Below are 20,900 nucleotides of genomic sequence, written 5' to 3'. Positions count from 1 at the left end.
AAACGTATGGCCCGCCCCGTCCGCAAGTGGCTTATGATCCGCTGGTCTGAGCAGTCTGCATAAACGTATCCGGCCTTCCGGCAGCGCCATTGGCCAAGATGGAGATCCGCGCGTTCTGGTCCTCATAAAAGGGTCGGCGTCGAGCGCCATTTTACGCCAGAGGCTTCCAGAACACCGATCGACTGTCAGGCCATCTTTCTCTCGCCGCTCGCAGACAACGTAAGGCCGACGAAGGCTTCGCCGACCAAGCTCGGTTCAGGCAGCCAACGCTGCCGGCTCATAGACGCGTTCGTGGCGCAGAAGTGCCCACACGGTCCGAGCCATCTTGGCTGCCAGCGCGACGACGGCGGTATTAGCATGTGCCCGCGCCAGCAGGCCCCGTAGCCACTGGCCGATCAGCGTATCGCTCTTGCGCAAAGTCGGCATCGCGGCCCGAGCGCCCTGGATCAGCATCTTGCGCAGGTACTTGCTGCCACGTTTGGTGATCCCGAGGAGACGTGGTCGTCCGCCCGTTGTGACCTGACGCGGCACGAGGCCGAGCCAGGCCGCCAGATCACGTCCGCGGGCGAAGGTCGCCACATCACCGATCGCCGCGACCAGCGCCGTCGCGTTGAGGGCGCCGATGCCCGGGATGGTGGTAAGCCGGCGCGCACTTTCGTCGGTCCGAGCCTGTTCGACGAACTCTGCGTCGAGGGCTGCGATGCGTCCGTCGAGGGACTGCCAGCGATCCCGGACGTCCGCCACGAGGATGCGCATCCGTGGCGTGAGGTCAGAGACCGCCTCGGTATCGAGCAGATTTTCTAAGCTAGCGGCGAGCTTGGCGCGTCCCTGCGGGACGATGTGACCGCGCTCCAGAAGGATGGCGCGGATCTGGTTCATCAGGGCCGTGCGTTCGCCGACAAGTTGGTCCCGCACCCGGTGCAGGGTCTGCATGTCGAGCTGTGCCTCCGACTTCAATGCCACGAACCGCATGGTCGGACGCGTCGCAGCCTCTGCGATCGCCTCAGCGTCGCGGTCGTCATTCTTCTGGGCTTTGACGTAGGGCCGCACATATTCCGGCGACATCAACCGGATGGTGTGGCCTTGAGCGGCGAGCGCCCGGCCCATGTGATGCGCGCCACAGCACGCCTCCATGGCGATGATGCAAGCTGGAAGCGTTGCGCCAAAGGTCATCACCGTCTCGCGCCGCATCCGGCGTCGCAAGACGACCCGACCGGTCGCATCCTGCCCGACAAGGCTGCAGCTGTTCTTGCCCAGATCGATCCCGAGTATCGCAATGGCCATCGGTCCGCTCCATCCCTCGTGTGAGCCACACTGCAAACCTAGCAGTGAAGCCCAGTGAGGGGCGGGCCATCCATAAAAGGGGCTCTGCCACCGGCCAGAACCCGACGGATCGGGGCAAGCCGGGCACGAAGCGTCACCTCGTCACCGACGCACGCGGCACGCCGCTCGGCTTCTGCTTGAGCAAGGCCAACCGCCACGACAGCCTGATGCTGGCCCCGACGCTTGACGCCATCCCGCCTCTGAGTAGCGGACAGCGCGGGCGACCGCGCCGGCAGCCCGGTAAGCTGCACGCTGACAAGGCCTACGATGCCAGGGCGAGGCGGCAGGAATGCCGGGCTCGCGGGATCGTGCCGCGCATCGCCCGCAGAGGCGTCGAGAGCAGCGAGCGGCTCGGGCGTCACCGCTGGGGGTTCGAGCGCACCCACGCCTGGTTCAACCGCTTCCGCCGCCTGCGCATCCATTACGAGCGACGCGAAGACAACTACCAGGCCTTCACCTGCCTCGCCGCAAGCCTCATCACCCTCAACCAGATCAGGCGGTTCTGTTAGGCGCTCAAAATCCGGGCCGAAATCACAGCACGAACGCCAACGCTCGCCCAGCAAGTCACTCTCAATGAGGTCTGGTATTAGATGAAGGTGCGGTAGTGTGCATCTGATCGCACCAAGTAAGAAGTTCCCGCTAGGCCGAAAAGCCGGACCAATTGAGCAATCTTTTCTAATCGCTGCAAGCGTCGGTCTGCATAGATAGTAAATGACCGAGGGTCGCGCATGTATACCACTCGGCCTCGCGGGAACGCCTCATATTCATGAGCTGCAATGGCTTCCGGCAGACCTTGGCGGCCTAACACTGTGGCGCCGAGACTTCGCCATGCTTCCCAGACCTCATAGTGTCCGCGCGAGTGGGTAAGGCAATCACCGTAGGCCTCTGCATGTGCCAGGGTCGTCTGGTCAGTAACTAGCACCATCCGTCCCTTTTCCAGCACGCCCCAAAAAATGCCGACGCTCGGCAGCTTCGTATTGTTGATAGGGATGTCACCCTTTGCACGACCGGTGTTTATACTAGAAATATTTGCGCTCATGACTTACGCTCCTACTATTCAGTTCGACTTTATTGTCATATATCGGATGGGAAATTCACCTTCTATTCATTTGAGCTGAGGCACGCCAGGTCGCCACGGCAAGGGACAGTCGTCGCGATAGAGCCTGCTTGCCGCGTAAAGTATCGACCACTACCGAATGCGGGTGCCCAGACGCGCCAAACATAACAAAACTGCTCCGAATAGATTTGAGGAGATAAATAGCGATAATCCAACTGATTCTAGGAAATATACGCAGAATCATAACTTCTATTGCAATATACGATCAGAAATAAATTCATCGGGTAATTTTGGTGGTCTGCTGGATTACAATTAACTAATTAAGTGTTTAGTTGGCATACTACCGTCTGTACGCTGATTTGGCCGATCTCCTCAACCACTGGCCGATGCCAGACGGAGGGTGGCAGCTTGCCCACTAGGACCTCAACACCGTTTCACGCTGGTCGACATCAGAGATGATCCCACGTAGCGCGGCTAAGGATCAACTCGCAAAATGCCCGTTCCAAGGGTCACGGCGATGGGAGGATGCTGCAGCGGACTAGCATCGGGCCGTCAGATGCACAGCACTCCACCGCATGGCGCATGAATTGCTGCGAACGACGTTGTCGTAGAGGACTAGATATCTTGCCTCTAGCCGGCCCAATGGCTTGGTAAAAATTTGAGGTGTAGCATACGAATTGCGGGTGAATGAAAAGACGTATTCGCGATCGCAGCCCTTCGGTTTGCGTCAAGTTCGACCTCGTAGCGGGGAGCCGAGCTCCAACATCATCGCTCCCGACTAACGATTGCAAGAAATTGTCGGAAGGCAAATTTTCGTCGGGACAAGGCCCGAGCTTCATACCGGTTGAATTTTTCAAGCTCAACAAAGGTCTCAGGCGAGGGCACGCTTGATGAGCGGTGGCCTAGTTCAGGACCCGATCTTTCATCAGTGGTGCCACCTCGCAACTTTGCATTCCCGAATGCTTGTATCCGTTTTAGATAGACCTGAGCCTCAGCAGCAGCGCGAGCTGCCGCCAGAGTGATGGCATCAGTGCCGTAATCGCCCGCCATCAGCGCCACCAGATATTCGGTTTCCACTTCCTCTTGTGAATTCGATCCGATGACCGATAAACCGTGTTTGAGAGAGTTCTGTCTCGATCGAGCCTTGCCCACGGATGTGCGTGGGCCTGTGCTCTTCGAAGAATTACGACGATTGGCGACGCTTGCGCGCTTAGAGGTCATTGCCGGCCTTTATTTAATGAAGCAAAAACTATTGCCCGATCGTTCATTCGATTTTGAGGATTTCCTCGGCAGCTTTCCTGGCACGCTGACCAAAGGCTGTTCGTGCACGTTCAATTTCGCGTAGGAGCGCATCTCGACGTTGTTCAGCCAACGAAGCCATCCGATCGAGGCGTTCGATGAAGGACAAATTCGACAAGAAGGCGTGCGCTGCTACGTCCTCAGCCGTAAGACCGCGCTTCCCAAGGATCTCATTGACCTGAGCCCGCTCCCCTTCGCGGCCTTCCATCCAGCGCACTGCGAGAGTTTCAGCCGACGTTTCAGAGGATTGACTCGAACCGGTAGGTCCCGCGTCGGGCAGAGCAGGACGGATCAAGTTCTCTGCTGCTCTCACTTGAGCTCGAATCAGGGTCTGTATCCTCCAACGCCGGATCCGATTCGCTTCCCAAATTAGATCGGTGATGTCTTTGACCCAAATCGCCTCGATCACGTCCGTGGGGCGTATCTGATGGATGATGTTGCGTAGGAGCGTTTCGTACTGCTTTGGGTCTTCGCCCGGCATCAAAGGTCGATCGCGAAACAGGAAGTCGAGATGAATGGGTATTGCTGGCAAGACGTCACCTGAGACCGAGTTGTCCTTTCCAGTATCATTGGCTGATTTTGCCTCCGCTGACGTTCGGTTCGCCATTTGATCCACCGCTGCTAACTCAACCTCCTTAGCCGAAAGCACCGCCTTCGGCCAAAAGCGCTCGCTCAAATTGGTCGCGGCATCCACCACGATCGGCGTCGAACCGAATGCTTCAGCCTCACCGCTTTCGGCTCTAGGCCCACCAGAGCGGCGAGACCTTGGATGCTCCTCCCGGGGGACAACGGTTACATCAACCTTTCGCTTGGGAGCAGAAGCTCGTGATCCAGGCATCGGGCTCTTGATAACTCTCGCACCCAAATGCCGGAGCTTTTGTCGCTTCGCCACGGCAGCTCGGGCATGATCACCTCGCGTCTTCTCACTCCCACACATCTCATGCGCTGAACCAAGATTCTGAAGCTCATCCAGCCCACCGAGTTCAAGGGCCCGAATATGCTCGACAATCCAGCGGTCCCGCACACCATCGATGCGGCGATCGCAAATCACGCAGGTCCCGCCCGTCCGCTCCCATGCCTGGAGCCGACGGCGATTAGACAAAGCCCCGCGTCGCGTTGTGCGAACGTCCTCAAGCGCGACGTATGGCATCGGGCCCCCCACTTTGGAGAAGTGGACGGTCGGTAAGCGCCTTCAGAGCCTGATAGGAAAGCTGCTCCCAGTCGCAAAGGAGTTGCTCATATCGCTCAATCAACGCCCTGAGCTGTTCATCCTCTTCACGGCCTACGAGTCTCACCTGGAGACCTAAGGAGGCCACCGTAGGACGTCCAGGATCCGCCTCGCGCTGGCGCGGTTTCTTGTGGGGCATCGTGAGCCTCCGGCTTAAATTGAGTTGGTGAGAGAATCAGGAGGTCCCGACAGTGGGCCGTCGTGGGCCTTGGATACAGTCGCTGATCACATTCATGCCAACTGCCCAGCTCTGCACGAGGCGCCAGGGATTCGCTCTGGTGTAATGGGTCGTGGACCAGAGTTGCCGCTCAGTGGCACCCGCTGCGATTGCTTTGATGATGTATAAGTTTCCTTAGAAGCTGCATTCGGGCACACTGTCGGCGGCGTCGGCTTAGCTGCCGAGTGAACCGAAGTCTCATTGATGTTCGCAAAGGGTCGGCTCGCATTCCACCCGGCCATTAGGCGGGCTGCCTTGGCGGCTCGCCATGTTCCCTGCAAAGCCGCTGACACACAGACCTGCCACCCGTCACCAGTCGCTGCTCGGCGAGCTTTCGCGGCAGCCACGGCTGAGCGCATGATAGCTCTACGGTCGTAGGCTCCAGAAACCAGGAGAGGAAAAACGCGAGCTGCTGACTGTGCCCGACGAAAGGCCAAATCGGCGAACGCTCGTTGCCGCAACGCTGCCTGTCGACCTCCGGGAGCGAAATGGATGCGGTCCGCTCGAATATCGCGTATGGCAGCTATCCAAGAAATAAATCGCTGACGCATCAAATGCACTCGTTTGGGGAAACATCACCATATTAGTGCTATCTGTCAGACTGCAAGTCAACCCCGAAAAAGTCATGTTGCGCAAAAATGGTAATATCTCGGGAGCAGTGTCGCGCGGCCAGGGCCCTTCTGGAGTGGACGCAAGATCGCCTCGCTGAGGCGTCATCTGTTTCGAAAAAAACCCTGGTAGATTTCGAAGCCGGCAAGCGAACCCCATATGAGCGGACGCTCGCCGACGTTGTTCGCGCTTTAGAGGAAGCAGGTATAGAGTTTATTCCGGAAAACGGGGGAGGGGTTGGTGTCCGCTTTCGTGAAAAGCGAAAGGCCCAGAAGCATCCGCCAGCTCCCATATAAATATATAACTGATTTCTAATTAAACCGTTGTATGCTGTAAATTTTATATTGCATAATAATTGGTATTATTTTGAATTATTAACGCTGGCTCGAGATTGTCGTTCTCTAAATTCTTTAGGATGTATGGCGTCGATTAATCTGACCTGAATAACAAGTTTACATGCAAATTCTTGCTTTAGATGTGGGTTTCCAGGAAGGCATTGCTTCCGCCAATTGCTCTGCAGGTGGCATACAGGTCTCAGGATGGCTGTTAGCGCATGCAATCCGATAAACATCGAATTTAGTGCAGACAAATACTGACTTTCAAATCGGACGTGGCGTTGACAACAGGCACGCTATCATCCTCGCGCATACGCTGCGCTAGGACAAGACCAATTTAGTAGCCTTCCCGAACTTTACTCAGTATGAGCATGGTTGAGGATGTGCCAGCACCATCGATTGCTGAGAGTGTATAATACAAGGCGGTGCCATATTCCAGATTGACACTTTCTCTGATTCAATGCTGACCGGCTCAGGTATGGAGTAGGCCATGGTCTTGGAAGTAGAAGTTCTCTGATGTCAAGGCTGCCAGCTGGACGTTCTTGAGCAGGATCGTGTCGGTAGCGCTCAAGGCCAGGAGCGTATCGGCACCAGCGGACGTAAGATGGCTTTGAACGCCGGCGAAACTTGAGACGTCCGCAATGTCCAGCAGAAGGGTATCATGCCCGCTGGCTGAGCCTGCATGGAACCTCGTGATCGAGTCGTTGCCAAAGCCTGTAGCAAACACGAACGTATTGCTGCCAAAGTTCTTAAACGAGTCGACCACACCTGCAGTCAACATGAGCGTCTGGTCAGCTTGGTAAGCTGTCTGCGTGTGGGACCCGTTGGCGTTGGTTTGATCCACAAACTCTAGCTTCCCATTCGAGTCATAGCTGTCGTGCTCAGCCACGTAGGTTTTACCCATCAGGTTAGACAGGTACACGTCCTTGCTCTTATCCGCATGGATCTGCGTCTCGCTGATGAGCACGCCAGCGGGGTTGAACGCCTTCGTGTTGGACATCTCTGCGCCGCCGGGGGCGAACTTCACCACCCCACTGGTCAGCACACCGTTGGTGAAGGCCTGCGCCAGCGAGTAGCCGTCCGGGCCGAGCACCACGTGCGACGTCAGCGTACCACCAGCATCGTACTGATCGTTGGTCTTTGTGCCGTCGCTGGCCAGTACGTAGTGGTAGTCGTACGACCCATCGCTATGGGTGCGCGTCGCTTCGGTCAGCACACCTGCAGCGTTATAGCTGTAGCTTTCAGCGGTGTAGGTCTTGCCGGTGATGGCCGACAGGAACAAATCTGCGCTCTTATCTGCGTGGATCCGCGTCTCGCTCGTAAGTACACCTGAGGTGTTGAACACCTTGGTGCTGGATATTTCTGTGCCACCGGGAGCGTAGGTCACAGCCTCACGTGTCAAACCGCCATCAGTGAAAGTCTGCGTCTCCGCGTAGCCGTTGGTACCCACCACCGCGTGCGACTTCAGTGTACCACCGGCGTCGAATTGGTCAGTGGTCTTCGTACCGTCGTTTGCCGTAAGCGGTGTTCCGACCCCATCTTCTATGAGACGACCTGACCGGTCAGTTTGACGATCCGCTTGAAAGGATCGTTTTGTGTCTGGACTTGACCGTAGACTTGAGCCGGAGGGGACCGTCCGGCGCTTTGAGGTGATCGACGGCGCGGCCGGCCGCAGGCGCTGGAGCCCTGACGACCGAGCGCGGATCCTGGAGGAGACGTTCGTGCCAGGCGCGGTGGTGTCGGCGGTGGCCCGCCGCCACGGGCTGACCCCGCAGCAGCTGTTCACGTGGCGACGCGAGGCACGCCAGGCAGCCGCCGCGCTGCCGACCTTCGTGCCGGCAGTGGTCGCACCCGAGCCCGTGGAGATGGTGCCCGCCTAAGCGGAGCCACCGCGTCGGCGCACCAAACGATCCTCATCGCGCCGCCGCGCGGTGGGGATCGAGGTGGAGGCGGGCGGCGTCACCGTACGGATCGGCGACGGCGCCTCGCCCGCCACCATCGCGGCGGTGATCGGCGCGCTGAAGGGCGGCGCATGATCGGGCCGACGGGCGCGATGCGCGTCATGGTGGCGACGAAGCCGGTGGACTTCCGCAAGGGCGCAGAGGGCTTGGCGGCGCTGGTGCGCGAGAGCCTGGGCGCCGATCCGTTCAGCGGGGCGGTCTACGTCTTCCGCGCGCGACGCGCCGACCGGGTCAAGCTCGTCTACTTCGACGGTACGGGGGTGTGCCTGCTGTCGAAGCGGCTGGAGGACGGCAAGTTCTGCTGGCCGGCCGTCACCGACGGGGTGGTGCGGCTGTCAGCGGCGCAGTTGCAGGCCCTTCTGGAAGGCCTCGACTGGCGGCGTGTACACGCGATCCGGCCAACGCGCGTTCCGGTCGCCGTGAGCTGATCCGCGAGACCAATCGCGCTGGCAAAGCCTTGTGATCCATGCTCAAATCGCTTCCGTGAGCGAACCGAGCGCGTACCTGCCCGACGATCCCGCCGCCCTGAAGGCGATGGTGGCGGCGCGCGAAGCCGAGATCGACCGGCTGCACCAGATCATCAAAGAGTTGCAGCGTCATCGCTTCGGACGGCGTGCCGAGAGCCTGCCCGTCGACCAGCTGCTGCTGGGCCTGGAGGAAGCCGAGCAGATCGAGGCGGAGAGCTTTGCCGAGACCGAAGCCGCCGATGCATCGGCCCGCGCGGCTCGCACCCGCCGGCGTCGCGCCAACCGCGGCGCCTTGCCGGCTCATCTGCCCCGCGTCGAGCGGGTGATCGACCTCGACGACCGCACCTGCCCGTGCTGCCGGGGCGGGCTTCATCGCATCGGCGAGGACGTCGCCGAGCGCCTCGACATGGTCCGGCCCAGTTCCGCGTCATCGTCACCCGCCGGCCGAAGTATGCCTGCCGGGCCTGCGAGGACGTGATCGTGCAGGCTCCCGCACCCGCCCACCTCGTCGAGGGCGGGATCCCGACCGAGGCGAGCGTGGCGCACGTGCTGGTGTCCAAGTACGCCGACCACCTGCCGCTCTACCGGCAGGCGCAGATCTACGCCCGCCAGGGCGTGAACCTCGACCGTTCGACGCTGGCCGATTGGGTGGGCAAGGCGGCCTTCCTGCTTCGGCCCGTACACGCGCGGCTGTTCGAGAGGCTGAAGGCGTCGGACCAGCTGTTTGCCGATGAGACCACCGCGCCGGTGCTCGATCCGGGCCGCGGGCAGACCAAGACCGGTCAGCTGTTCGCCTACGCCCGCGACGACCGGCCCTGGGGCGGCCTCGACCCGCCCGGCGTGGCCTACCTCTACGCGCCCGACCGCAAGGCTGAACATCCGATCCGCCATCTCGCCGGCTTCAAGGGCACGCTGCATGTCGATGGCTACGCGGGCTACAAAGTCCTGGCTGCGCGCAACGCCGTGAGCTTGGCCTTCTGCTGGGCGCACGTGCGCCGCCGGTTCTACGACTTGGCCAAGGCCGGGCCGGCGCCGATCGCGACCGATGCGCTCGCCCGTATCGCTGAACTCTACCGGATCGAGGGCGAGATCCGCGGGCGTTCACACGACGCGCGGCGGGTCGTGCGTCAGGACCGTAGCCGTCCGGTCGTGGTGGCGCTGGAGCCATGGCTCACCGCCAAGCTCGGGCTGATCAGCCAGAAGAGCAAGCTCGCCGAGGCGATCCGCTACGCGCTCAGTCGCTGGGCCGGCCTGTCCCGCTTCCTCGATGACGGTCGTGTCGAGATTGACAACAACACGGTCGAGCGGGTGATCCGGCCACTGGCCCTGACGCGCAAGAACGCGCTGTTTGCCGGCTCGGACGGCGGAGCCGGGCATTGGGCGGTCGTCGCTTCGCTGGTCGAGACATGCAAGCTGAACGGGGTCGAGCCGCAGGCCTACCTGACCGACGTCATCGCCCGCGTCGTCACCGGCCACCCGCAAAGCGGCCTCGACGACCTGCTGCCCTGGGCCTACGCCCCGCAGCACCTCAAGGCCGTGGCCTGAGAACGACGCTTACCGTTTGCCAGCACATAGTGGTAGTTGAGTGCGCCATCCGCATGAGTGCGCGTGACTTCCACCAGCGTACCAGCTGCATTGTAGCTGTCGTGCTCGGCCGTGTAGGTCTTACCCGTCAGATTCGATAGGTAAACGTCCTTGCTCTTATCGGCGTGGATCTGCGTCTCGCTCGTGAGCACGCCAGCGGCGTTGAACGCCTTCGTGCTCGAGATCTCCGCGTCGCCGGGGGCGAACTTCACTACCTCGCTGGTCAACACACCATCGGTGAAGGTCTGCGTTTTCGAGTAGCCGTCCGAGCCGAGCACCAGGTGCGACTTCAGTGCGCCACCGGCATCGAATTGGTCAGTGGACTTCGTGCCATCGCTGGCCAACACGTAGTGGTAGTCGAGCGTACCATCCGCATGAGTGCGCGTGACTTCCACCAGCGTACCAGCTGCATTGTAGGTGTCGTGCTCGGCCGTGTAGGTCTTACCCGTCAGATTCGACAAGTACACGTCCTTGCTCTTGTCGGCATGGATCTGCGTCTCGCTCGTGAGCAGGCCAGCGGCGTTGAACGCCTTCGTGTTGGAGATCTCCGCGCCGCCGGGGGCGAACTTCACCACCTCACTGGTCAGCACACCATTGGTGAAAGTCTGCGTGTCCGAGTAGCCGTCCGTGCCGAGCACCAAGTGCGACTTCAGTGTACCGCCGGAATCGTACTGGTTGTTGGTCTTGGTACCATCGCTGGCCAACACATAGTGGTAGTCGAGCGACCCATCGCTATGGGTGCGCGTCGCTTCGGTCAGCACACCTGCAGCATTATAGCTGTAGCTTTCAGCCACGTAGGTCTTGCCGGTGATGGCCGACAGGAACAAGTCTGCGCTCTTATCCGCGTGGATCTGCGTCTCGCTCGTGAGCACGCCTGAGGTGTTGAACACCTTGGTGCTCGATTTTTCTGTGCCACCTGGTGCGTAGGTCACAGTCTCACGCGTCAGGACGCCGTCCGTGTAGGCCTGCACCTCCGACGAACCGTCAATATTTGATTTTTTTATGGAACCAATATCACCCTGGGCATCTTAAACAGCGACTACGCTTACTCCAGTCGTATCGATGCCCGAGATGGTTGAGTTTGGCGCCCCTATAAGGGGAACGGTAAACGCTCCAGATTTTAAATATGTCCCTGAGGCATCGGTGACGATCTCGACCGAGCCGGTGAAGATCTGGTCGCGCTGAGCTGCCGTGAGTGTCTGGCCTTTGACGACGACGGTGTCTTGGCCAGCCCCGCCTTGCACCAGGTACGCGGTGGCCGCGCTATCGACGGTGAAGGTGGTGCCCGTCGCGTTCGCGCTCCTGATCGAGCCAAGACCGCCGTAGATGCTCTTCGCGGTCAGATCGAGGCTTGCCGCCGTGGTCGTGAGAGACGTGTTGGAACCACTGATATTGATCGAGCTGACACCACCGAGCGAATCGGTCACCAGCTCCGTGCTGGAACCGCTGCCGTAGAGATTGAGGCTGGTAACGTCGGCCAGCGTGGCGGCGTCCACCTTGACGATGGTCCGGCCGGTGCCGGTCATGCCACCTGACACGCTCAAGCTCTCGACGTGGCGGAGGCTGATGCTGGTCAGGTCGTAGACCGTGTCGACGCTGGGCGTTGCCCCTGGCGTCAGGCTGGAATTGTAGGGCGCCGACAGGCTCAGGGTGTCGTAGCCTGCGCCACCGTCGATGACACTGCCCGCCTGCAGCTTGGTCGGAGCGTTGGCAGAGATCTGGTCGCTCCCGTTCCCGCCCTGCAGCGTGACCCGACCGGTGCCGAGCGTGACCGAGATCCCGCTCATGCTCGGGAAAGTGGTCGATGTCCCCGACGTGGCGGTGCCGTCGCTGAGCACGACCTTGAGGTCCATCCCGTCGCGCAGGGTCAGACTGGCTTGGCTGGAGGTGACGTTGGTGAGGCGCACCTCCTCGAAGCCGGTGAACTGGGCAAGGCCGGCGAGGTTGAAGCTGCCCGGGCCGGTCAGGGCGAGCACGTCGTAGCCGGCGCCCCCATCCAACTGGTCGCCGCCGGTGTAGGTCGTGGTCGTGCCGCTGTAGACGGGGGTGCTGGCGTTCAGTGTTGCCGAGGTAGCCTGGACGATCTGGTCGCCCGCCGACAGCTGGACCACGTCGGATCCCGTCGTGAGGACCGTCGCTCCGCGATCAATCGTATCGATGGCCGTGGCAACACGACCACCGGCGCCTGTGTTGCCAGCAACATCTGTGTAGAGGCCAGCCGCGACAGAAATCTCGCCAGAGCCCGTATAGTTCGCATCGGGCGTGAACACCGCCGTATACCGCAGCGGATCGACCATCGTGAGGCCGCTCAGTTGCCCGTGTGTCGCCGTCACATCGCTCAGGGCAAAGCCCGTGACGACTTCGCTGAACTGGAACGTGACGATGGCGGACTCACCGGCCAGCAGCTGTCCGTCATTGATGCTCAAAGTCAGCACGGGTGGCGTGACATCGAGGGGACCTGCCTTCGTTTAGGTGCCGGAGGCGTCGGTGACGGACTCGATGGAGGTGGCAAAAAGCTGATCGCGCTGAGCGCTGGTCAGGGTCGCGCCCTTGAGGATGATGGCGTCCTGCCCCGTCCCACCCACGACCTGAAGAGCGGTTTGATAGTCGCTGACCGTGAAGCTGGTGCCCGTCGTGTTCAGGCTCGTGATGGTGCCGGTGCTGGCGCCGGGATACAGGCCTGAAGAGACGATCTTGCCGGTCAGGTCGAGCGCCGCGGCCGTCGTGGCCAGCGTCCCGTTGTAGCCCAAGCTGATGCTGGTGACGTCGGCCAGCGTGGCGGCGTCCACCTTCACTATGGTCTTGCCAGTGCCCATGGTACTGCCCGACACGCTCAAGCTCTCGACGTGGCGGAGGCTGATGCTGGTCAGGTCGTAGACCGTGTCGACGCTGGGCGTTGCTCCCGTCGTGGGATTGTAGTTGTAGGGCGCCGACAGGCTCAGGGTGTCGTTGCCCGCGCCACCATCGATGACGCTGCCCGCCTGCAGCTTGGTGGGCGCATTGGCAGAGATCTGGTCGCTCTCGTTCCCGCCCTGCAGCGTGACCCGGCCGGTGCCGAGCGTGACGTTGATGCCACCCGTCGAGCTGTAGAGTGGGAAGTCAGCCGTCGGCGGAGCCGTTCCGTCGCTCAGGGTGACCTTGAGATCCACACCGTCGCGCAGCGCCAGGTAGGCATAGCTGGAGGTGGCATTGGTGAGGCGCACCTCCTCGAAGCCGGCAAACTGGGCAAGGTTTGCAAGGTCGAAGCTGCCCGGACCCGTCAGGGCGAGCACGTCGTAGCCGGCGCCCCCGTCCAGCTGGTCACCGCCTGTGTAGGTCGGGGTCGTACCGTTGTAGACAGAGGTGCCGGCGTTCAACGTCGCGGCAGTGGCCTGAACGATCTGGTCACCGTCCAGGGGGAGCACCGTGTCCTGACCCGTCGTCAGAACAGTCATGCTGGACATACGTGCTCTCCGGAAGCGTTCGATCGATCTCAGAACGGCTCGTTGCGATCACCGTTAAGGCTCTTTGGGAGTACCCGGACAGGTTGTCGAGCACCAAAAATGCGAACTGTGCCGAAGATTTCATTTACCAAACCATAGATGTTAAAAAGCCAAGGATCGCACACTCGGCCGCCCCGACACGCAAGAAATTAATACAGGTTAAATCCACAGGGTAGCTCACGGCACCTTCATCCGAAAGGCGTTTGGTGCGTCTGCACGACCGGCGATTTGGCTATAGCCACCGGCGGCACTGAGAAATTTAAAATCAGCGGTCCATCAGCTTATATTTTAAAAATATTGCTGATATCTATTTCAAAACAGGTGAATGTTTTAGTAATAGATTGATTTAATCACAGTTTACAAATATTAGTCGCAAAGATAGTCAAGTAGATATTATAGGTCCCTGAACAGGGCATATCGGGAGACCCCCAGGGGCAAGAGTCGATTTTTGGGGGGCCTGTAAGGTTTTGGCAGAACGAACCCATTCTGGAGAAGGGAAATGCCGCTCACCGACCGTGGCTTGAGGTTCTGTCAGCTTGCTTGAGGCTTATTGCGCAAAAGAATGATGTTCAGTGGTGCGAAGGTCAATGATAAAGACTTTTGCTCCTGACTGAGACACGAGAAGCCTAGAGAATTCATCTGATCTTGATAAGACCGGTCATATGGGCCAGAAAATTACGCCGTCATTCGACCGTGTCCAGCGGAAATTTCAATCGATAAAGCGTTGTTTTACGAGAGGAACGAAGAGCGGCTCAACGCACTAAATCCGATCATGGATGTGCTAAACGATTCGCATCGCCGTCTCCCAATTTTGGGAGTGTGCTCTCAGAATGACGATCGTTCGATAGAAGGGCTGGCTGGGGCGCCAGGATTCGAACCTGGGAATGGCGGTACCAAAAACCGCTGCCTTACCACTTGGCGACGCCCCATCGCGCTCGGCGGAGGTGTGTCTAGACGCAGTGTCGGGTGCTGGCAACTGGGGGAGGGGGCGCTTATGGCTCTCGCGGGTTCGGCGGGTGGGATCGGGACATGAGCGGGCGGATCGCGGTGGTCACGGGGGCGGGGTCGGGGATCGGGCGGGGCGTCGCCCTGGCGCTCGCCGCGGCGGGTTATGATCTGGCCCTGGCGGGGCGGCGCCTTGCGCCCCTCGAGGCGGTGGCCGAGCTGGCACAAGCGGTCGGAGTCGCCGCGGACGCCGTGGTGACCGACGTTGCGGATGCGGACTCGGTGGCGCGGCTGTTCGCGCGCGTCGCCGAGCGGTTCGGGCGGCTCGACCTCCTGTTCAACAATGCGGGCGTGTTCACGCCCGCGGCAGCGATCGACGCGGTCGCCCTCGACGACTGGCGGCGCTCGGTCGACGTGAACCTCACCGGCGCGTTCCTGTGCACGCAAGGCGCCTTCCGGATGATGAAGGCGCAGGATCCGAGGGGCGGGCGCATCATCAACAACGGCTCCATCGCCGCGCAGGCGCCGCGGCCGCACTCGGCGCCCTACGCGGCCACCAAGCACGCGATCACCGGACTGACGAAGGCGACGTCCCTGGACGGTCGTCCCTTCGACATCGCCTGCGGACAGATCGACGTCGGCAATGCCGAGACGGAGATGACGGCCGGCATCGCCAAGGGCGCCCGGCAGGCGGATGGCAGCATCCGCCCCGAGCCCGTGATGGATGCGCGGCACGTGGCCGACGCGGTGGTCTACATGGCCGGCCTGCCGCTCTCGGCCAACGTCCAGTTCCTCACCGTGGTCGCCACCGCCATGCCCTATCTCGGGCGCGGCTGAGATTTTGCGCATCGCGCCCGAAGCGCCTACAGAACAGCCCTTCGTCGCTTATCCGTCGCGAACGCAAAGCCGCCCAGCGCGGACCCGGAAATGTTTGCCCGCCATGCTGATGCAGTCTGAGATCAAGCCGCCGGAGACGAAGGCCGACCCCGTCGCCCGCCGCCGCACCTTCGCGATCATCTCGCACCCGGATGCCGGCAAGACCACGCTCACCGAGAAGCTGCTGCTGTTCGGCGGCGCGATCCAGCTCGCCGGCGAGGTCAAGGCCAAGCGCAACCGGGTGTCGACCCGGTCGGACTGGATGGGCATCGAGAAGGAGCGCGGTATCTCCGTCGTCACCTCGGTGATGACGTTCGAGTACGGCGACTGCGTCTTCAACCTCCTCGACACCCCCGGCCACGAGGACTTCTCCGAGGACACCTACCGCACCCTGACGGCCGTCGATTCGGCCGTGATGGTCATCGACGCGGCCAAGGGTATCGAGGCGCGCACCCGCAAGCTGTTCGAGGTCTGCCGCCTGCGCGACATCCCCATCGTCACCTTCATCAACAAGCTCGACCGCGAGGCGCGCGACCCCTTCGAGCTCCTCGACGAGATCGAGAAGGTGCTGGCCCTCGACGTGGCGCCGGTGACTTGGCCGATCGGACGCGGCCGGAGCTTCGCCGGAACCTACGACCTCGGCAACGGCCGGGTGCGCCGCCTCGACGCGGCCGACGATGCCGGCACCGTGGCGGTGACCGGCGTGGAGGACCCGCTGTTCGACCAGCTGCTGACCGAGGACGGGGAGGCGGCGACCTGGCGCGAGGAGGCGGAACTCGCTGAGACCGGCCTGAAGCGCTTCGATCTGGAAGCGTTCCGGGAAGGGCACCTCACCCCGGTGTTCTTCGGTTCGGCCCTGCGCAATTTCGGCGTGCGCGACCTCATCGACGGGCTCGCCCGCTTCGCGCCGCCGCCGCGCGGCCAGGATGCCGACAAGCGCCTCGTGGAGCCGACCGAGCCGAAGATGACCGGCTTCGTCTTCAAGATCCAGGCGAACATGGACCCGAATCACCGGGACCGCATCGCCTTCATGCGGGTCTGCTCGGGACGGCTGAACCGGGGCATGAAGGCCAAGCTGGTGCGCACCGGCAAGCCGATGTCGCTGTCCGCGCCGCAATTCTTCTTCGCCCAGGACCGGGCCATCGCCGACGAGGCCTTCGCGGGCGACGTCGTGGGCATCCCGAACCACGGCACCCTGCGCATCGGCGATACCCTGACGGAGGGCGAGGAGATCGTGTTCCGTGGCGTGCCGAGCTTCGCACCCGAGATCCTGCGGCGGATCAAGCTCACCGATGCCATGAAAGCCAAGAAGCTGAAGGAAGCCCTGCAGCAGATGGGCGAGGAGGGCGTGGTGCAGGTCTTCCGCCCGCATGACGGCTCCCAGGCCATCGTCGGCGTCGTCGGTGCCCTCCAGCTCGACGTGCTGAAGGAGCGCCTCCAGGCCGAGTACGGCCTGCCGATCGATTACGAGCCGACCCGGTTCTCGATCTGCCGCTGGATCACCGCCGAGAAGGAGCCCGAGCTCGACAAGTTCATCGGCAGCCACGGCTCCGCCATGGCGAGCGACCTCGACGGCGCCCCGGTCTTCATGGCGACCACCGCCTTCTCCCTGCGCTACGAGGAAGAGCGGGCGCCGGAGGTGCGCTTCAGCGACATCAAGGACTATCAGAAGCGCGCAGCCTGATCCACAGCCCCGAAGGTCAAGCTTTCGCACCGCAAGATCAATATTCGAAAATCTTCACGCACAGACTTACATCCTGAAGACAGGATCGGGAAAAAGGACTAGCGTCGGGCACATCCGCTCTCGGCGCCAACACGCACGGGCACGCGCGACAGGATCCGCCCGAATGGGCGCGATCTGTCGGGAAATCGCTTGGGCGTCGACGTCGTGAGCTTTCATGCTTCGTGAGGGCTTGAGCCATGACGACCCTTCCCGTCCACGATTTCGGACACAGCATGGCCCGCCCGGTGGTGAACGCCATCGACGGGCACGACCTCGCGACAGCCCTGCGGCGCGGCGTCGACGACTTCCTGGCAATGCCGACCCACGCCCTGTTCATCGGGCTGATCTACCCCATCGTCGGCATCGTCCTGGCCACCGCCGCCTTCGGCACAGAGGTCCTGCCGCTGGTGTTTCCGCTGGCGGCGGGCTTCGCCCTGATCGGCCCCTTCGCGGCGATCGGCCTCTACGAATTGAGCCGCCGCCGCGAGCAGGGCCTGCCCACCGACTGGGCCTACGCCTTCGCCAACCTGACGCGGCCGGCGGCGGGCGCGCTCGCCGGGCTCGGGCTGCTCCTGGCGGTGGTCTTCGCCTGCTGGCTGGTGGCGGCACAGGGGATCTACTGGGCGCTTTACGGAACGAGCGTGCCGGATTCCCTCTCCGCCTTCGCCCAGGACGTGCTGACGACGCCGCGGGGCTGGGCCCTGATCGTCATCGGAAACCTCGTCGGCTTCGCCTTCTCCCTGGTGGTGCTGGCGATGAGCGTGGTCTCGGTGCCGATGCTGGTGGACCGGGATGTCGACATGCTGACCGCGATCGAGACCTCGCTGGCCGCCTTCCGGCGCAACCCGCGGACCCTCACGGCCTGGGGCTTCGTCGTCGCCGGGCTGCTCATCCTCGGCTCCCTGCCGCTCTTCGTCGGCCTCGCCGTGGTGATGCCGATCCTCGGCCACGCGACCTGGCATCTCTACAGGCGGGTCATCCCCGCCTGAGACGTACGGCGCACGCCGGCGCGCCGATTGCCTAGGGTCGCCCGTCGACTCGACGCAGGTGCCGGGACAGATCCGGCCTGGCAACGGACCTGCACGCTTCGCGCACGCGTCGCCAGCCCGGAACCCTGCCCGGGTTCAGAACTGCCCTTGCTTCAGAACTTGCCCAGCATCGGAAAATCGATGCTGATCGCCGATTCGGCGGCGAGCGGCGCCTCGCGCCGGCGCGGCTTGCGGTTAATGACCTGCTTCAGCTTGGCCTTCAGAACCGACATGTCGAAGGGCTTGAGGATGAAGGCGTCGGCACCGGCCTGGTGGGCGAGGTTGATGTCCTCGAAGTCGAAGGACGCCTCGGTCAGCAGGAAGGGCGTGTTCATCAGGGCGTCGTCCGCCCGGATCTCGCGCAGGAACGAGAGTCCGTCCATCGGCTCCATGTCGAGATCCGAGATCACGAGGGCGTAACGCCGCTGACGCATGCGTTCGAGGGCCGTGACCGCGTCGGTCACACCCTCGACGTCGGGAAAGCCGAGCCGGTTCATCAGCAGGATGACCAGCTTGAGCAACTTCTCCTGGTCATCGACGATGAGGATCGCGGGCGTATCGCTCATGAAATTTCACGGGTTCTCGAGAACGGCGCGAGGACGGCGCGCCACGCGACCGCAGGATCAGACGAAGAGGTGGTCGATACCCTGCTTGGTCATCGACTCCGCCTGAAGCGTCGCCGCGAGCGCATGGATGGCCATTCCCTTGGGGGTCCCGCGCTGGAACATCGGGAGCAGGTTCGCCTTCTGGAAGATCGCGTCGTTCACCGGCCCACGGACTCCGGTGGTGAAGGAGTTCACGAACTCCCGCTTCAGGATCTCGCGCCACTCGACGATCTGGACGTCGCGATGCCGCGAATCGTTGCTGATCCGGGCGAAGGTCTCGCTCACCGACGTGCGCTCACCCTCGATGACCTGGGCGGCGAAGTTCTGCTCGATCACCAGGAAGCTGGTGATCACAGAGAACTCGTTCTTCTTCTGCGCCTGCCGCGTGATCTCGCCGATCTGCCGGGTGCGCGTGGGCGCATCCGCCGCGAGGTTCAATCGCGAGAAGTAGATCAGATGGACGAGGGTCGACCGTTTGGCTCTCATGATCGCGATCCAACACCTTGGTCCGGCGACCATAGGCGGGACGACGATAACGCCGCGTAAACGTCCGTCTCCACGTCGGGCGACCCGGCAAAACCTGCCGCGTCGACACGGAACCGGCGGTTCCTGCCGGGTCGGCGCCAGAGAAAATCCAATAAAAACAGTTGTTTGTCCCTGGCATACCGATTGCTGGACGGCTCAGGGACCCGGGCGGGAACGCGCCGGCACCGCCATCGTGACGCAAGGTTCTCGGCCATGGATGTCTTCACCGCGATGCAGACGGCCGTTTCCGGCCTGAAGGCGCAGTCCTTCGCCCTCGACAATATCTCGGGCAACATCGCCAACTCGCAGACGACCGGCTTCAAGCGGGTCGATACGAGCTTCGTCGATCTCGTCGCCGAGCAGCAGACGCCGAGCCGGCAGGTCGCCGGATCGGTCGCGGCCAATTCCCGCCAGACGACGACGGTGCAGGGTAGCCTGAACGCCACCGACATCGGCACCAACATGGCGCTCAACGGGGAGGGGTTCTTCGCCGTCACGTCGAAGTCCGGCGACGCCAACGGTCAGGCGAACTTCGCGACCGGCGACACCTACACGCGACGCGGCGACTTCGCCCTCGACAAGGACGGCTACCTCGTCAATGGCGGCGGATCCTACCTGAAGGGGACCAGTCTCGACCCCGTCACGGGGCAGGCCACGAGCGAGGGTCCGATCCGGGTCGCGAACACGATCCTGCCGGCCCACCCGACCTCAACCATCACGTATTCGGCCAACCTGCCGAAGACGCCAGCCACCACCAACGCCAAGGCGAACGTGGCCGGGTCCGAACTTCTCGGGACCCTGGCCTCGGGCGCCAACCCCGCCATCATCGCCGGCACCGGTACCTCGACGGTGTCGGCCGCCGATGCGTCGAGCTTCATCAACGGCAGCATCGCCGGACCGTCGCTGACCGCCTACACGGCGAGCGGCGGCCCCGTCGGCATCCAGACCCGCTGGGCCAAGGTCCAGAACGCCGACGCGGCGAGCGGCACCAACGACGTCTGGAACCTGTTCTACGCCAACCAGAGCACCGTCACGAGCACCACCACGCCTTGGACCAATGCCGGCACGGCCTTCCAGTTCAACAGCAGCGGTCAGCTGACCTCGCCCGCCGCCACCGGCGTGACGATCCCGGCCCTCACCGTGGACGGGGTCAACCTCGGCAACATCCAGCTCAGCTACGGCAGCGGCGGCCTGACCGCCTACACCGCGGCGGCCGGCACGGTGACGACCAACACGCTGACTCAGGACGGCTACACCTCGGGCACGCTCAACAACCTCAGCATCACCACGGACGGCAAGGTCTCGGGCACCTACAGCAACGGCAACACGATCGCCCTGGCCAACATCAAGGTGGTGCAGTTCACCAACTCGGACGGCCTGAAGGCGAACTCGAACGGCACCTACCAGCAGACCCTCGAATCCGGCACGCCCCTCGTCGGCCTGAATGGGACCACCGTCGTGGGCAGCAACGTGGAGCAGTCGAATACCGACATCGCGAGCGAATTTTCTAAGATGATCGTAACCCAACAGGCATATTCCGCCAATACGAAGGTCATTTCGACCTCCCAGGACATGATGTCCGCGTTGATCAACATCATTCGCTGAGGACGCCTGACGCCGGACGCGATCCGACACC

16 protein-coding genes, 1 tRNA gene and 3 pseudogenes are annotated in these 20,900 nt (G+C 62.2%); 9 read left to right on the top strand and 11 right to left on the bottom strand.

What is annotated here, in order from left to right; genetic code table 11:
- Positions 1 to 255 precede the first annotated feature (255 nt).
- Entirely contained in the window at positions 256 to 1,284 is a 1,029-nt protein-coding gene (locus ACLBWX_RS16605; RefSeq protein ID WP_447678112.1) for an IS110 family transposase, read from the bottom strand.
- Between the two features lie 74 nt (positions 1,285 to 1,358).
- Here ACLBWX_RS16605 and ACLBWX_RS16600 point away from each other — a divergent pair.
- A pseudogene (locus ACLBWX_RS16600) lies at positions 1,359 to 1,832 on the top strand (IS5 family transposase); the annotation flags it as partial.
- A gap of 77 nt (positions 1,833 to 1,909) precedes the next feature.
- Here the strand turns inward: ACLBWX_RS16600 and ACLBWX_RS16595 are convergent.
- From ACLBWX_RS16595 to ACLBWX_RS16585, 3 genes are all read right to left on the bottom strand, one after another.
- The gene (locus ACLBWX_RS16595) at positions 1,910 to 2,362 is read right to left on the bottom strand and encodes a hypothetical protein (protein WP_447678111.1); all 453 of its coding nucleotides are present in this window, start codon (positions 2,360 to 2,362) and stop codon (positions 1,910 to 1,912) included.
- A gap of 783 nt (positions 2,363 to 3,145) precedes the next feature.
- A complete protein-coding gene (locus tag ACLBWX_RS16590) occupies positions 3,146 to 3,457 on the bottom strand; it encodes a hypothetical protein (protein WP_447678110.1) in 312 nt (103 codons plus the stop codon).
- A 187-nt stretch (positions 3,458 to 3,644) separates the two neighbouring features.
- Complete coding sequence (locus ACLBWX_RS16585) at positions 3,645 to 4,376, bottom strand: hypothetical protein (RefSeq protein WP_447678109.1); 732 nt, start codon at positions 4,374 to 4,376, stop codon at positions 3,645 to 3,647.
- 1,386 nt (positions 4,377 to 5,762) lie between these two features.
- Between ACLBWX_RS16585 and ACLBWX_RS16580 the strand changes: the two genes are divergently transcribed.
- Positions 5,763 to 6,029, top strand: coding sequence for a helix-turn-helix transcriptional regulator (locus ACLBWX_RS16580; RefSeq protein WP_447678108.1), 267 nt, complete (start codon positions 5,763 to 5,765; stop codon positions 6,027 to 6,029).
- 511 nt (positions 6,030 to 6,540) lie between these two features.
- On the opposite strand, the gene ACLBWX_RS16575 is transcribed toward ACLBWX_RS16580, so the two are convergent.
- Positions 6,541 to 7,521, bottom strand: coding sequence for a hypothetical protein (locus tag ACLBWX_RS16575; RefSeq protein WP_447678107.1), 981 nt, complete (start codon positions 7,519 to 7,521; stop codon positions 6,541 to 6,543).
- Positions 7,522 to 7,717: 196 nt separating this feature from the next.
- Between ACLBWX_RS16575 and tnpA the strand changes: the two genes are divergently transcribed.
- The 3 genes and pseudogenes from tnpA (at position 7,718) to tnpC (ending at position 10,041) form a co-directional block, all read left to right on the top strand.
- Positions 7,718 to 7,948 (top strand): IS66-like element accessory protein TnpA, encoded by a 231-nt coding sequence (gene tnpA / locus ACLBWX_RS16570; protein WP_447678106.1) that lies wholly within the window; start codon positions 7,718 to 7,720, stop codon positions 7,946 to 7,948.
- Between the two features lie 152 nt (positions 7,949 to 8,100).
- Complete coding sequence (tnpB, locus tag ACLBWX_RS16565) at positions 8,101 to 8,457, top strand: IS66 family insertion sequence element accessory protein TnpB (RefSeq protein ID WP_447678105.1); 357 nt, start codon at positions 8,101 to 8,103, stop codon at positions 8,455 to 8,457.
- 106 nt (positions 8,458 to 8,563) lie between these two features.
- A pseudogene (gene tnpC, locus ACLBWX_RS16560) lies at positions 8,564 to 10,041 on the top strand (IS66 family transposase).
- Here tnpC and ACLBWX_RS16555 read toward each other — a convergent pair.
- The 4 genes and pseudogenes from ACLBWX_RS16555 to ACLBWX_RS16540 form a co-directional block, all read right to left on the bottom strand.
- Entirely contained in the window at positions 10,008 to 11,051 is a 1,044-nt protein-coding gene (locus ACLBWX_RS16555; RefSeq protein WP_447678104.1) for a hypothetical protein, read from the bottom strand. The pseudogene tnpC and the gene ACLBWX_RS16555 overlap by 34 nt on opposite strands.
- Positions 11,052 to 11,108: 57 nt before the next feature.
- A pseudogene (locus ACLBWX_RS16550) lies at positions 11,109 to 12,518 on the bottom strand (Ig-like domain-containing protein); the annotation flags it as partial.
- 30 nt (positions 12,519 to 12,548) lie between these two features.
- Positions 12,549 to 13,523 carry a hypothetical protein gene (locus tag ACLBWX_RS16545; RefSeq protein ID WP_447678103.1) on the bottom strand — a complete coding sequence of 325 codons (975 nt, stop codon included), beginning with the start codon at positions 13,521 to 13,523 and terminating at the stop codon, positions 12,549 to 12,551.
- A gap of 893 nt (positions 13,524 to 14,416) precedes the next feature.
- Positions 14,417 to 14,491: transfer RNA gene (locus ACLBWX_RS16540), tRNA-Gln, on the bottom strand.
- A 100-nt stretch (positions 14,492 to 14,591) separates the two neighbouring features.
- Here ACLBWX_RS16540 and ACLBWX_RS16535 point away from each other — a divergent pair.
- From ACLBWX_RS16535 to ACLBWX_RS16525, 3 genes are all read left to right on the top strand, one after another.
- The gene (locus ACLBWX_RS16535) at positions 14,592 to 15,344 is read left to right on the top strand and encodes an SDR family oxidoreductase (RefSeq protein ID WP_447678102.1); all 753 of its coding nucleotides are present in this window, start codon (positions 14,592 to 14,594) and stop codon (positions 15,342 to 15,344) included.
- Positions 15,345 to 15,447: 103 nt separating this feature from the next.
- Positions 15,448 to 17,067 carry a peptide chain release factor 3 gene (locus ACLBWX_RS16530; protein ID WP_447678101.1) on the top strand — a complete coding sequence of 540 codons (1,620 nt, stop codon included), beginning with the start codon at positions 15,448 to 15,450 and terminating at the stop codon, positions 17,065 to 17,067.
- A gap of 236 nt (positions 17,068 to 17,303) precedes the next feature.
- Complete coding sequence (locus ACLBWX_RS16525) at positions 17,304 to 18,095, top strand: DUF2189 domain-containing protein (protein ID WP_447678100.1); 792 nt, start codon at positions 17,304 to 17,306, stop codon at positions 18,093 to 18,095.
- 152 nt (positions 18,096 to 18,247) lie between these two features.
- Here the strand turns inward: ACLBWX_RS16525 and ACLBWX_RS16520 are convergent, their stop codons facing one another.
- Both ACLBWX_RS16520 and ACLBWX_RS16515 read right to left on the bottom strand, forming a co-directional pair.
- Positions 18,248 to 18,700 carry a response regulator gene (locus ACLBWX_RS16520; protein ID WP_056470328.1) on the bottom strand — a complete coding sequence of 151 codons (453 nt, stop codon included), beginning with the start codon at positions 18,698 to 18,700 and terminating at the stop codon, positions 18,248 to 18,250.
- A gap of 57 nt (positions 18,701 to 18,757) precedes the next feature.
- Positions 18,758 to 19,225 carry a BLUF domain-containing protein gene (locus ACLBWX_RS16515; RefSeq protein WP_447678099.1) on the bottom strand — a complete coding sequence of 156 codons (468 nt, stop codon included), beginning with the start codon at positions 19,223 to 19,225 and terminating at the stop codon, positions 18,758 to 18,760.
- Between the two features lie 252 nt (positions 19,226 to 19,477).
- On the opposite strand from ACLBWX_RS16515, the gene ACLBWX_RS16510 reads away from it, so the two are divergent.
- Positions 19,478 to 20,869, top strand: a complete 1,392-nt coding sequence (locus ACLBWX_RS16510) for a flagellar hook protein FlgE (protein ID WP_447678098.1) — start codon at positions 19,478 to 19,480, stop codon at positions 20,867 to 20,869.
- The last annotated feature ends 31 nt before the right edge of the window (positions 20,870 to 20,900 follow it).

The sequence above is a fragment of the Methylobacterium sp. M6A4_1b genome (assembly GCF_053345175.1).
This window is presented reverse-complemented; position numbering and strand designations above follow the sequence as displayed.

Coding starts and splice junctions, on each gene's coding strand:
- ACLBWX_RS16605 (WP_447678112.1), bottom strand. CDS start 1,284: ATGGCCATTGCGATACTCGGGATCGATCTGGGCAAGAACAGCTGCAGC.
- ACLBWX_RS16595 (WP_447678111.1), bottom strand. CDS start 2,362: ATGAGCGCAAATATTTCTAGTATAAACACCGGTCGTGCAAAGGGTGAC.
- ACLBWX_RS16580 (WP_447678108.1), top strand. CDS start 5,763: ATGGTAATATCTCGGGAGCAGTGTCGCGCGGCCAGGGCCCTTCTGGAG.
- tnpB (WP_447678105.1), top strand. CDS start 8,101: ATGATCGGGCCGACGGGCGCGATGCGCGTCATGGTGGCGACGAAGCCG.
- ACLBWX_RS16545 (WP_447678103.1), bottom strand. CDS start 13,523: ATGTCCAGCATGACTGTTCTGACGACGGGTCAGGACACGGTGCTCCCC.
- ACLBWX_RS16535 (WP_447678102.1), top strand. CDS start 14,592: ATGAGCGGGCGGATCGCGGTGGTCACGGGGGCGGGGTCGGGGATCGGG.
- ACLBWX_RS16530 (WP_447678101.1), top strand. CDS start 15,448: ATGCTGATGCAGTCTGAGATCAAGCCGCCGGAGACGAAGGCCGACCCC.
- ACLBWX_RS16525 (WP_447678100.1), top strand. CDS start 17,304: ATGACGACCCTTCCCGTCCACGATTTCGGACACAGCATGGCCCGCCCG.
- ACLBWX_RS16520 (WP_056470328.1), bottom strand. CDS start 18,700: ATGAGCGATACGCCCGCGATCCTCATCGTCGATGACCAGGAGAAGTTG.
- ACLBWX_RS16515 (WP_447678099.1), bottom strand. CDS start 19,225: ATGAGAGCCAAACGGTCGACCCTCGTCCATCTGATCTACTTCTCGCGA.
- ACLBWX_RS16510 (WP_447678098.1), top strand. CDS start 19,478: ATGGATGTCTTCACCGCGATGCAGACGGCCGTTTCCGGCCTGAAGGCG.